This is a genomic window from Pseudomonas sp. (genome assembly GCF_035554175.1).
GTDB lineage: Bacteria > Pseudomonadota > Gammaproteobacteria > Pseudomonadales > Pseudomonadaceae > Aquipseudomonas.
The window spans coordinates 70,151-81,545 of the sequence record NZ_DATMIV010000056.1 but is presented as its reverse complement, the minus strand read 5'-3'; the positions used below and the strand labels follow the sequence as shown (position 1 = coordinate 81,545).

Genomic DNA, 11,395 nt, shown 5'->3' with positions numbered 1-11,395 from the left:
AGTGAGTGTAGACGCGGTCGGTCGAGACTGCTGGCGTCATGCCATTCCTGTCACCACCTCCCACAGGGCCGGTGCCCGCTTCAGAGCGGTTCAACGCGGTGGATAGTTGGCCAGAATCCGCGCGACGGTCTCGCGAATGGCATTGCTGCGATCGGCCGGATTCGGGCGGTTGCTGAGCATCTGTTCATCGCTGCCGCGCCATACCAGTTTGCCGTCCTTGCCGTCGAGCAGATCGATCTGAATGGTCGCGACTTTGTAGGTGATGTTGCGTGTTTCGTTGTACATCGGCGCGCCCCAGTAACCGTTCCATGGGCCACCCCAACCGCCGCCGTAGTTGGTCGTCACTTGTTGCTGACGATCCTCGACGATCAGGTAGGTCTGCACATTCAGATCCGCCTTGGCGCCCGCAGCCGCCGGGCGCAAACCGCGCTGGTCCAGTTGATCGGATACGGCCTGGCGGATGCGCTGTTCGGTCAGATCGCTTTTGATGCGCGGGTCATCGGGGCGGTATTGCAGGGCCGGATCCTTCCAGCTCCAGTTGCGATAGCCGGCGAAATCGCGGCTGGCGTCGAAATCATGATTGACCTGATTGGCGGCGCAGGCGCTGAGCAACGCGGCGACAGCGACAGCGAGTAGAGCGAGACGGCGGAACATGATTTTTCTCCGGTGGAAGACATGAACCTGCTGACAAACATTCAACTGGGAGGATACGCCGCCAGGGCTTTTTCCACAGCTTCGCGAATCGCGTCGGCGCGCTCGATCTGGTTGCCCTGAGTGCCAGTCTCGGCGCTGGCGCTCCACACTGGCTGACCATTGCCGGCATCGAACAGATCGACCCGTACCACCACGACTTGCTCTTGATACGTGCGCACGATCGGCACCGTGTTGTACATGCCGTAACCGCGACCATAACGATCATAACCGCCGTATCCGCCGTAGTAGCCGTAATCGTCGCGGACCTGACGCAGACGGGTTTCCAGACGCAGGTCGGCGCTGACCAGCAGATCGGCCGGGCGGTTGTCGCGCATCGGGCGCAAACCGCGCTGGTCGAGGGCATTGCTCACCGCCTCGGCGACTTGCGCCGAATCGGCCCACGCCGTGCCCGGTGGCAATTGCCCGTTGCGCCAGGCCCAGTTGCGGTAGCGGCCGTAGTCACGCGGTGCCGCCGGGTAGGCGCTGCGGTCGAACGTGGTGGCGGCCTGCGGCGGCGCCGGCGGCAACGGCCGCGACTGCGCCACATAAGGGTTGCTGCCCTGGCAGGCGGCCAGTCCCAGACACATCAGCAATAACCCGCATTGAGCTTTCATGTTGCGCTCCGATCAGATCGGCCGGCAGATCCAGTGCAAGTAACGCCCAAGCCCGGCGAAGCCTGGGTGACGACGGTGCGCGAGTTCCATTTCCAGCAAATCCGCCAGTTCGGCGCGGGCCTGGAATTCCACCGGCATGTAATCGTGAAATACCCGTACACCGCTCTGACTTTCGACCTGCCACATACCGGCGAGTTGCGTTGCCAGTTCCCGTGGGTCAAGGGGCTGTTGCGGGGTCAGGCTCTGTTTTTCGCCGGCCATGACGTTCTTGCGCATTTTCTTGAAATGGCCCTTGAGCAGATTGCGATAAATCAGCGCATCACGGTTGTAGAACGCCAGCGACAACCAGCCGCCCGGTTTGGTCAATTGATGCAGCACCGGCAGGATCGCGTGGGGCTCGGCGAGCCATTCCAGCACCGCGTGGCAGATCACCAGATCGTAAGGTTCGCTGAGTTGACCGGGCAATTCCTGCCACGGTGCCTGAATGAAGGTTGCGGTCTGCCCGGCGTCGGCAAAACGCTGACGGGCGCCTTCGAGCATCGGCTCGGCCGGCTCGGTGAACGTAACGTCGTGGCCGCGTTCGGCCAGCCACAGCGACATGTGTCCCAGCCCCCCACCGATATCGAGAACCCGCAACGGACGATCCGGCAAGGCCTCGGTGAGGTCGGCCTGTAATACCGCGAGACGAATCGCGCCTTTGGCGCCGCCATAGATTTTTTCTGCGAAGCGCGTGGCCAATTGATCGAAATGACGGTCGCTCATCAGCTGAACCGCCGTTCGCTGTCGGCCAGCTTGCTGCGCACCACTTCATTCATGTCCAGGCCCAGCTCGCTGCACAGCAGCAACAGGTACAGGACGATATCGCCGACTTCCTGCCCGGCGTGCGCGAGTTTGTCCGCCGGCAACTGGCGCGACTGGTCTTCCGTCAGCCACTGGAAGATTTCCACCAGCTCGGCCATTTCGACGCTGGCGGCCATGGCGAGGTTTTTCGGACTGTGAAATTGCCGCCAGTCTTTGCGGTCACGAATGGCGTGCAGGCGTTCGGTCAGTTCAACAAGGTTCATCGGGCTCTCCTGAAGACGCATAGCTTCGGGGGGATACCCACCGAAGGCAAGGGCGCAAGCGAACTAATATGGGAGCGAGCCTGCTCGCGAAGACGGTGGATCATCCAGACCGGATTTGACTGCCACGCCCTCTTCGCGAGCAGGCTCGCTCCCACACAGGATTGCGGTAAACCTTCTATCATGCAGGGAACTCGGCCGCCCTCGGTGTGGCCCAAGGCTCAGCTCTTTCATCAGGGATGCACACATGCGTGTAGAAAGCTTTTTCGAATGGCTCGGCCAGGCACTCGGCTCGGTCATCCGGTTTATCGTCGATGGCCTCAGCGGCCTGTTCAACATGCTCAGCAACGCCGGCAGCAACTTTGTCGACGGCCTGGCGCAAACGCTGGGAATGGACACCTCGATCATCAGCATCATCGCGCTGATCGTTGGCCTGATGCTGCTGTGGTCGGCGATCCGGGCGTTCATGAATGCGTCGATCATTGCCGGGATCATCTGGTTGTTGCTGGGGTTGTGGTTGTTGAGCTGGATTATTCATTAACACCACCGGCCCCTGTGGGAGCGAGCCTGCTCGCGAATGGTCGGCACACCCGGAATCTTCGCCGACGGTCAGTCAGCCTTCGCGAGCAGGCTCGCTCCCACATTCAGTGGCATGACTCGCTACAATCCCCGCTCCCCCAAGGAGCCTGCATGTCCACTCTGATCACCGACTGGCGCGACCGCCCGACTCACCGCAGGGTCTGGGCGCTCGCCGCGCCCATGATTCTGTCCAATATTTCCGTACCGCTGGTGGCGCTGGTCGACAGCACCGTCATCGGCCATCTGCCCCACGCCCATCAACTGGGGGCGGTGGCGGTCGGCGCCAGCCTGTATACCTTTCTGGCCTGGGCGATGGGTTTTCTGCGCATGGGCACCACCGGTTTCGCCGCGCAGGCTGCCGGGCGCAGCGACGGTGCGGCGTTGCGGCAGATTCTGCTGCAGGGCCTGTTGCTGGCGATGGGGCTGGCCATCGTGCTCGGCAGTCTCGGTGTGCCGCTGAGCGGTGTCGCGCTGCATTTCATGCAGCCATCGGCGGAGCTGGATCAACTGACCCGGGAATTCTTCCACACCCGCCTGTTCGGCCTCCCCGCAGCGCTGGCGACGTATGCACTGGTCGGCTGGTTCCTCGGCACGCAGAACGCCCGCGCGCCGCTGGCGATCCTGCTGAGCACCAACCTGATCAACATCGTGCTCAATTTGTGGTTCGTCATCGGCCTGGACTGGGGCGTGGTCGGTTCGGCACGGGCGTCAGTGATCGCCGAATGGAGCGGCGCTCTGCTCGGCCTGCTGCTGACGCGCACCGCGTTGCGCGCCTATCCGGGGCAGATCATCTGGGCGGCGCTGAAAGTCTGGCAGAGCTGGCGGGCGCTGCTGGCGGTCAACCGCGACATCTTCATCCGCAGCCTCGCCCTGCAATCGGTGTTCTTCCTGATCACCGTGCAAGGTGCGCGGCTCGGCGATGCGACCGTGGCGGCCAACGCGCTGCTGCTCAACGGCCTGCTGCTGACCGCCCATGCACTGGACGGTCTGGCCCACGCCGTCGAAGCCTTGTGCGGGCATGCCATCGGTGCGCGGGATCGCCTGGCATTGCGCCGCTCGCTGGTGGTGGCCGGCGGCTGGTCGCTGATTGCCAGTCTCGGATTCGCCGTATTGTTTGTACTGGCCGGACATCTGTTCATCGAGATGCAGACCGACATCCAGAGCGTGCGCGACACGGCGTTCGCCTATCTGCCCTACCTCGCCGTGCTGCCGCTGATTGCGGTCTGGAGCTACCTGCTCGACGGCCTGTTCATCGGCGCCACCCGCGCGCGGGAAATGCGTAACGGCATGCTGCTGACGGTGCTGCTGTTACTGCCGTTCGCCTGGGTCTTGCAGGACCTGGGCAATCACGGCCTGTGGATATCTTTTCTGCTGTTCATGGTCTTGCGTAGCGTGACCCTCGGCGCGCACGCCTTGTGGCTGAAACGCAGCGATGGCTGGTTCAGCGGCAAGGCCCACTGACCCAGCATCCGCAGAAGTCAGCCCGCCGCGCCCCACTGGCGCCGCAAATGCTCGAGGCGTTCTTGCTGCGTCAGGCCAGCGGGAGGCGCCAGCAGCACGGCGCGGGGATGAAGCAGGCGCAGCCACAGCCAGCCATCGAGCACTGCACGGTCGCTGAAACCCAAGGCCAGCCCCTGTTGCACATGCGCTGCCATCGTCTGGTAATCGACACTCAAGGACTGGCACCAGCGCCAGATGTGTTGCTCCAGCAGGCAGGCCTGCAAGCGTTCGCGCTGACGCCGGGTCAGGCTTTCTTCGACACCCAGCGGCTCGACGAGCAGCCCGGGATTGCGCAGTTGCTGCCAGCCCTGACTGCCAATGGCGCGATCCGCCCAGGTGCCGCCAAACCAGCGCAACTGACGGATCGGCCCGAGCCAGCGACTCAACTGCTCGGCGTCGCAGGCGTCGAAGAAGTAGCTGGCAGTCTGGCGGTTGTAATAGCTGAGCAACGCCCGGTGATTCAAGCCGAACGAAACCGTGAGCATGCGCTGCAAGTGGCTCAGCAATGGCTGCAGCGGGATTTCACAGTTCAGCAACAGACCGCGCCAGGTATCCGGGTCGCGCAGGCACAAGGCGGTCAATGCCGGGCTGTCGCGCAGATCGACCAGTACCGGGCCATGCTCACTGACCGGTTGAAATTCAGTGCCGTCGAACAACGGGTGACGCTGCACATCGGCAAACCCTTGGCGCAAGGTCAACAAGGCACGTGCAGCGTCCGCAGTATCGAGCAACAGCCAGTGCGCCACAGGTTCAAGCGCCGCGCCGCTCATCTTGCGCAACTCGAGTCGAGCGCTGTGAGCAAGCGGCAGCTGCATACGGATTCGGCGCAATGGTTGAAACTCCCCCCACCCGGCAGCAGGCACAGCAGCAGCAACGGCTCGCCAGACTTCAGCAATTGCTGCAGCCCGTCAGTCAGCAACTGCTCCGGAAGGGGTACGTCAACCACCTCTTCAACTGCCACCGAAGGCTGGAGCACGCCGCTGACTATCGGTTGATCGGGATCACCCTCCAGAAAACTCACCACCACCTCCACGCCATCGACCAGTGCCGCCGATGGCAGCTCGCTCAGGCTCGGCGCGAGCGGCAGCCAGCAATGACTCGGCGCCGCCCCTTCGCCCTGATACAGCCAGTCGAACTGCACCGCCACTGACCGCTGACAATCCGGTTGCGGTTCATCGACCGCGACCACCCAGGCACGCTGCAGGCTGTGCATGCGTTGCTTCGGTTGCGCAGCGGCGGGCGCGCGGGCTGGAACCCGCGCGGCCGCGAACAGCCGATTGCCGTAGGGCGGTTCGAGAGACTGGTCGGCGCGGTGCTCGATGCGGGTCAACAACCAGGGGCGGTTGCATTCGAGAAACGGGTGGCCGTCCAGCGTCAACCAATGACCGCTGCGCAGGTCTGGCAGATCGCTGTGCCCTTGGGCATTGAGCGCGCGACGGCCAGCCTGAGCGTCTTCATGCAGTTGCCATTGATGGACGGCTGGAGTACCGCACGGGTCGTCGTGTTCGCCCTGATATCGTGCGACATCTGCCCGAGGCAACCGCGCAGAATCGTCGCCGAACACCAGGCAATGCCGGTCGCGGTGATGCTCGAAATAATAGTGAATATGGGCCTGTGCGCAGAGGCGCTGGAGCAGTTGCAGGTCGGATTCCCGGTACTGCGTGCAGAAGGTGCGGGGCGGGTAGTCGCTGTGCAGCTCGAAGCGTCGCTGCAGGCCGACGATGCCGTGCTCGCGCAGGACCTGCTCGATGATCTGCGGTACAGAGCGGCCGCTGAAGATGCGCTGACTGACGCGCAAGTCGAGACAGCCGAGCTTCGGCCTCAAGCGCACTCGACTCAAGCGCAAGCCGTGGCCGTGCTCATGCTGGACCAGGCTGTGCAGTTGCCCGTGCACACCCTGGCCAGGCGGGCCAAAACACAGGAAGGCCGAACGATGCAGCAGGCCGGCGAGATCCAGGTGCGGATCGTCGATGACCACATCGATCTCGAATACAAAGGGTTCGCTGAGCGCTTCCCTTCCGGTAAAGGCCAGAACTTCGAAGGGGTCGGACAGGCCCGCTACATCGAGACGAAACGACGACTCGTTGACTGGATCGAACATGGGCGGATCTCTACAGGAGGGGCGGCCGGGGATTCTCGCCGAGAGGCATGGCCGAGTAGAGAGGCGAAGTACAACTTAGGAAATGACCTACGCGAAAAGCAGACCAGATGAGTTTGCTGACCGTGATTGCGAAGGTTTTCGTGAAAAAATCGGGAGATATCCCACCGGGTTGTCCGATTTTTCCACAGCTTGCGGAAAAAAATCGGACAGCCCGGCTGGAACGCTATCGGGTCTCAGGAAGACAGATAGGAAGAGCGGGTCAGGCCCAGACGCAAGGCATCGAGAAATTGCGTGCGCTCGCTGGCACTGATGCGGGCACTGGCGCACTTGTCGCGATAGTGGGTCATCAGTTCTTCCGGCGACAAATGCACGTAACGCAACATGTCTTCGATGGTGTCGTGGGTTTCGATACCGGCGTGGTACACGCTGCCATCGGCGTTCTGGTAGATGTTCACCGAGTCGGTGTCACCGAACAGGTTGTGCATGTCGCCGAGGATTTCCTGATAGGCGCCGACCAGGAACACACCCAACAGGTAGTCTTCGCCTTCGTTCAAACTGTGCACCGGCAGGCTGGTCTCGATGCTCTGCTCGTCGACGTACTGGTTGATCTTGCCGTCCGAGTCACAGGTCAGATCCTGCAACACCGCGCGGCGCAACGGCTCTTCGTCGAGACGATGCAGCGGGATGATCGGCAGCACCTGATCGATCGCCCAGGTGTCCGGCAGGCTCTGGAACACCGAGAAGTTGCAGATGTACTTGTCGGCCAGCTTGTCGTTGAGTTCGTCGAGCACCTGGCGGTGCGAACGCTGGCGCGCTTTCAGCGAGTTGTGCAGGCGACGGCAGACAGCGAAGTAGCATTGCTCGGCCAGGGCTTTTTCCGCCAGGGTCAACTTGCCGTCGGCATACTGCGCCGCCACGTCGCTCATGTAGTGGGTGGCACGCCAGTAGGTTTCGGTGACCATTTCGATGTCGGTCGGGCCGAGCAGGTCGACCAGCCACTGCACGGTTTCCGGCAGGCTTTCCTTGTTCTCGATCAGCGGGATTTCGTCGTTGTGTTTTTCGACGTCGGTCACCTGCACCACCAGCATCGCGTGGTGCGCGGTCAGCGAACGGCCGCTTTCGGAGAAGATGTGCGGATGCGGCAGGCTCTGCGCATCGCAGAACTCTTTGAGCATGCCGACCACGACACCGGCGTAATCGTCCATGTCGTAGTTGATCGAACTGGCGTTGCGCGAGTGGGTGCCGTCGTAGTCCACGCCCAGGCCACCGCCGACGTCGATGTGATCGACCGGCAGACCCAGGTTGCGCAGTTCGCCGTAGTAACGGATCGCTTCCTTGAAGCCGTGCTGGTAGTCAGCGAGGTTGGCGATTTGCGAGCCCATGTGGAAGTGCAGCAGACGAATGCCCTGATCCAGACCGGCGCCACGGAAGCGCTCGACCACCGAGAGCAACTGCGCCGCCGACAGGCCGAATTTGGATTTCTCGCCGCCGGTGTCCGCCCACTTCGAGGAGGCCAGCGAAGACAGGCGCACGCGCAGACCAACCTGCGGCTTGACCTTCAGCGAGGCGGCTTCTTCGATCACCAGGCCGACTTCGGATTCTTTTTCGATGACGATAAAGACGTTGTGGCCGAGCTTCTGGCCCATCAGCGCCAGACGGATGAACTCGCGGTCCTTGTAACCGTTGCAGACGATGGTGCCGCCCTTCGGCGCCAGCGCCAGCACCGCCAGCAATTCTGGCTTGGAGCCGGCTTCCAGACCGATGGAAACGTTCTGGGTGGCGATGATGTTCTCGATCACCGCTTCTTGCTGGTTGACCTTGATCGGGTACAGCGCGGTGTACTTGCTCTGGTATTCCAGGCGTTCGATGTTCGCATCGAAGGCACCGGTCAACTGACGGACACGGTCTTGCAGGATGTCGGGGAAACGCACCAGCAACGGCAAGGACAAACCGCTCTTGCGCAACTGGTCGACTTGCTCGAACAGATCGATGGGCGAGCTGCTCGGGCCGTTCGGACGTACTTCGACGCGACCGGCTTCATTGATCGCGAAATACCCGGCCCCCCAATGGCGAATCCCGTAAACGCTGCGGCTGTCCGCAACTGTCCATTGGCTGCCATCGTCTTTACGTGTGCGTCGTACGGACATCGAAGTCCCCTATAAAGAAGTCAGAGTGCGGCGCCTGACGTTCAGGCCGGCGCAGTCTAAAGAATGAAAATGACGGTTCGTCAGTGCGGCGGTAGACCGCACTGACTGCGTGGAGTTTAGAAACCGGTCATGAACAGGCTCTGTGAAAACCATGGCGACGACACAGGATTCGAGAACACTCGAAGCCGGATCGAGCCGCCGGAGGGTTTCACAGAGGCTGCTAGCCGCCGGACTTCTTCGCCTTGAAACCGTGCTTGCTCAGTTCTGCCAGGAGAAGCTCGACGTGATCGCCCTGGATTTCGATGATGCCGTCCTTCAGCGCCCCGCCGGTACCACAACGTTTCTTCAACGTCGTCGCCAGCTCCTTGAGCGCGTCTTCGGCCAGGGGCACGCCGGTAATGGTCGTCACCGTTTTGCCGCCACGTCCTTTGCTTTCGCGACGCACGCGGGCAATGCCGTCACCGGCCGGGATCACGGTTTGTTTGCAGACACAGGCGTCCACCGGCTTGCTGCATTCCGGGCAATGACGACCTGCGTCGGTGGAAAATACCAGGCCGCCCAGGGCGGCGAAGGATGCGGCTTTTTTGGCCACCGGCAATCCTCTCGGGAGGACAAAGACTGATCGCAACCTTGGGCAAGGTCAGCGACCGCGAAGCCCCACTCAGGCAGGGGCAGCGCTACTGCACCGGAAAACTTCGAACGCTGGACTGAATCTGTAGGAGCTGACGAGTGCAACGAGGCTGCGATCTTTTGATCCTGATCTTTAAAAGCAAGATCAAAAGATCGCAGCCTCGTTGCACTCGTCAGCTCCTACAGTAAAGCTGCAGGCCAACTTCAAGCTATCCGGTACAGCTTGAAAAGGTCGCGCAGTGTAACGGCAAAAATCCCGCTTGCTAAGTGCCAATCGGCGCCAATTCATGTGTTCTTTGCGACGTCGCTTTGCCGGGCCTTGAGATAGCGCTGCAACGCGGCCAGAGAGTCCGGGCAATAAGGCTTTTGCGTGATTTCCTGCATGACTTGTTCAATCGGCATGAATCGCGCTTCGAGGACTTCTTCCGGCTGCAGTTTCAGCGGCCCGTCCCACACGGCAGAAAACGCCGAACACCAGAGACGGTTATCGACGTCTTCGAAGAAGAAGTGGTCGTGAGCGGTGAGCTCGACGCCGCTGACGCCCAATTCCTCTTCCAGCTCGCGCGCCGCCGACTCGGCGTAGCTTTCGTCGGCCTGGACCATGCCGCCTGCGGCGACATCCCAGTAACCGGGATAAATCGCCTTGCTCAACGTGCGCCGGTGCACGCACAACTCACCGGCGGAATTGAACAGCATGATGTAGGTGCCACGACCGATCAGCCCGCGTTCGCGCAAATCGGAACGCACCAGGGCGCCGAGCAGGTTGTCGTGCTCGTCGACCCAGGCGATCTGTTCAGCGTCTGAAGCAGCGCGATGTGCCGCCTCTTTGGCGTTTTGACTCATGAATCAGCCCTGATTGAGCAGTTGGCGCAAATCGATCACTGCGGCGTTGGCCCGGGAAATATAGTTGGCCATCACCAGTGAGTGGTTGGCCAATACGCCGAAACCGCTGCCGTTGAGGATCATCGGGCTCCATACCGGCTCTTGCGAGGCCTCCAGTTCACGGATGATCTGCCGCACGCTGACGGTGGCGTTCTTCTTCGCCAGCACATCGGCGAAGTCGACTTCAATGGCGCGCAACAGGTGCGACAGCGCCCAGGCCTGACCGCGTGCTTCGTAGAACACGTTGTCGATTTGCATCCACGGGGTTTCAACCACTTCTTCGTCAACCTGCGGCACTTCGCCGACCGCCGGGACTTCGGTTTTCAGCGCGGTATTGAGCTTGACCCGCCCGACACTGGCCGACAGGCGCTGCGACAACGAACCGAGACGGGTGCCGACGTCGCCCAGCCAGTTGTTGAGGTTGTCGGCGCGGGCATAGAACAGCGCGTTTTTCTGATTGGGATCCGACAGGCGCGCCTGATAACGGCTCAGGGAATTGATGCCTTCCTGGTATTCCGACTCGCTGGACGGCAGTACCCAGCTCTTGTTGTCAAAGTTGAAGCGCGGTTCGGCCTTGGCCAGATCGGCGTCTTCGGCCGACTGCGATTGCGAACGGGCGAAGTCTTTGCGCAGCGCGCGAGTCAGGTCACGCACCTGCACCAGCACGCCGTATTCCCAGCTCGGCATATTGTCCATCCATAGGCCCGGCGGGAAACGATCGTTGGAAATATAGCCGCCCGGCTTGTTCAGCAGGGTACCGGCAACGGTTTTCAGGGTTTCCACGGTGGTGTAGCCGACCACCATCTGCTTGCCTTCTTTCTCGGCCGCCACTTGCGCATTTTGCGCCACTGGAAACAGCTCCGGCTCCTGACTCCAGTACCAGCCCAGGGCAATGGTGACCAGCAAGTAAAGACCGACCACTGTGGCCAGCGCCCGGCTGAAAAATAGCCCGCCGACATAGCTGCGGGTGGCCGACTTGGGCTCGGCGGCACGTTCAGGCGCGCTGCCCGCGCGGTTTTTCCAGTCCAGCATGGCGATATCCTTTCAATCACTTGGGTTCAACGGTTCGACCACAACCATACAACAACGTGCCTTGGGCGGGCACCCGCCGGTAAAGATAAGCCGCAAATCGCAAGGGCCGATGACGTTTTGCGGGCAGTAGGGGATTCCCTGATACCGACAGCGTTG

The 11,395-nt window shown here is 61.7% G+C and carries 12 protein-coding genes; 2 read left to right on the top strand and 10 right to left on the bottom strand.

Annotated features, from left to right (window positions below; translation table 11 throughout):
• Window positions 1-90: 90 nt before the first annotated feature.
• From VNV36_RS25260 to VNV36_RS25245, 4 genes are read right to left on the bottom strand one after another with little or no spacing between them, the layout of a single operon-like run.
• A complete protein-coding gene (locus tag VNV36_RS25260) occupies window positions 91-654 on the bottom strand; it encodes a DUF4136 domain-containing protein (RefSeq protein WP_325721721.1) in 564 nt (187 codons plus the stop codon).
• 41 nt (window positions 655-695) lie between these two features.
• Window positions 696-1,307, bottom strand: coding sequence for a DUF4136 domain-containing protein (locus tag VNV36_RS25255; protein ID WP_325721719.1), 612 nt, complete (start codon window positions 1,305-1,307; stop codon window positions 696-698).
• 12 nt (window positions 1,308-1,319) lie between these two features.
• Window positions 1,320-2,069, bottom strand: a complete 750-nt coding sequence (locus VNV36_RS25250) for a methyltransferase (protein ID WP_325721717.1) — start codon at window positions 2,067-2,069, stop codon at window positions 1,320-1,322.
• On the bottom strand, window positions 2,069-2,371 hold the full coding sequence (locus VNV36_RS25245; RefSeq protein ID WP_325721715.1) for a MazG-like family protein: 303 nt from the start codon (window positions 2,369-2,371) through the stop codon (window positions 2,069-2,071). The genes VNV36_RS25250 and VNV36_RS25245 overlap by 1 nt, the downstream gene beginning before the upstream one ends.
• Window positions 2,372-2,615: 244 nt before the next feature.
• On the opposite strand from VNV36_RS25245, the gene VNV36_RS25240 reads away from it, so the two are divergent.
• Window positions 2,616-2,909, top strand: coding sequence for a hypothetical protein (locus VNV36_RS25240; protein ID WP_016771853.1), 294 nt, complete (start codon window positions 2,616-2,618; stop codon window positions 2,907-2,909).
• Window positions 2,910-3,058: 149 nt separating this feature from the next.
• On the top strand, window positions 3,059-4,408 hold the full coding sequence (locus VNV36_RS25235) for an MATE family efflux transporter (protein ID WP_325721712.1): 1,350 nt from the start codon (window positions 3,059-3,061) through the stop codon (window positions 4,406-4,408).
• Between the two features lie 17 nt (window positions 4,409-4,425).
• Here the strand turns inward: VNV36_RS25235 and VNV36_RS25230 are convergent, their stop codons facing one another.
• From VNV36_RS25230 to VNV36_RS25205, 6 genes are all read right to left on the bottom strand, one after another.
• Window positions 4,426-5,217 (bottom strand): DUF4123 domain-containing protein, encoded by a 792-nt coding sequence (locus tag VNV36_RS25230; protein WP_325721817.1) that lies wholly within the window; start codon window positions 5,215-5,217, stop codon window positions 4,426-4,428.
• Window positions 5,214-6,548 carry a type VI secretion system Vgr family protein gene (locus VNV36_RS25225; protein ID WP_325721710.1) on the bottom strand — a complete coding sequence of 445 codons (1,335 nt, stop codon included), beginning with the start codon at window positions 6,546-6,548 and terminating at the stop codon, window positions 5,214-5,216. The genes VNV36_RS25230 and VNV36_RS25225 overlap by 4 nt, the downstream gene beginning before the upstream one ends.
• 233 nt (window positions 6,549-6,781) lie before the next feature.
• Complete coding sequence (gene speA / locus VNV36_RS25220) at window positions 6,782-8,695, bottom strand: arginine decarboxylase (protein WP_325721708.1); 1,914 nt, start codon at window positions 8,693-8,695, stop codon at window positions 6,782-6,784.
• A 220-nt stretch (window positions 8,696-8,915) separates the two neighbouring features.
• Window positions 8,916-9,287 carry a translation initiation factor Sui1 gene (locus VNV36_RS25215; RefSeq protein WP_325721706.1) on the bottom strand — a complete coding sequence of 124 codons (372 nt, stop codon included), beginning with the start codon at window positions 9,285-9,287 and terminating at the stop codon, window positions 8,916-8,918.
• 323 nt (window positions 9,288-9,610) lie between these two features.
• Window positions 9,611-10,168 (bottom strand): NUDIX hydrolase, encoded by a 558-nt coding sequence (locus VNV36_RS25210; RefSeq protein WP_325721704.1) that lies wholly within the window; start codon window positions 10,166-10,168, stop codon window positions 9,611-9,613.
• A gap of 3 nt (window positions 10,169-10,171) precedes the next feature.
• A complete protein-coding gene (locus VNV36_RS25205) occupies window positions 10,172-11,239 on the bottom strand; it encodes a DUF2333 family protein (RefSeq protein ID WP_325721702.1) in 1,068 nt (355 codons plus the stop codon).
• Window positions 11,240-11,395 lie beyond the last annotated feature (156 nt).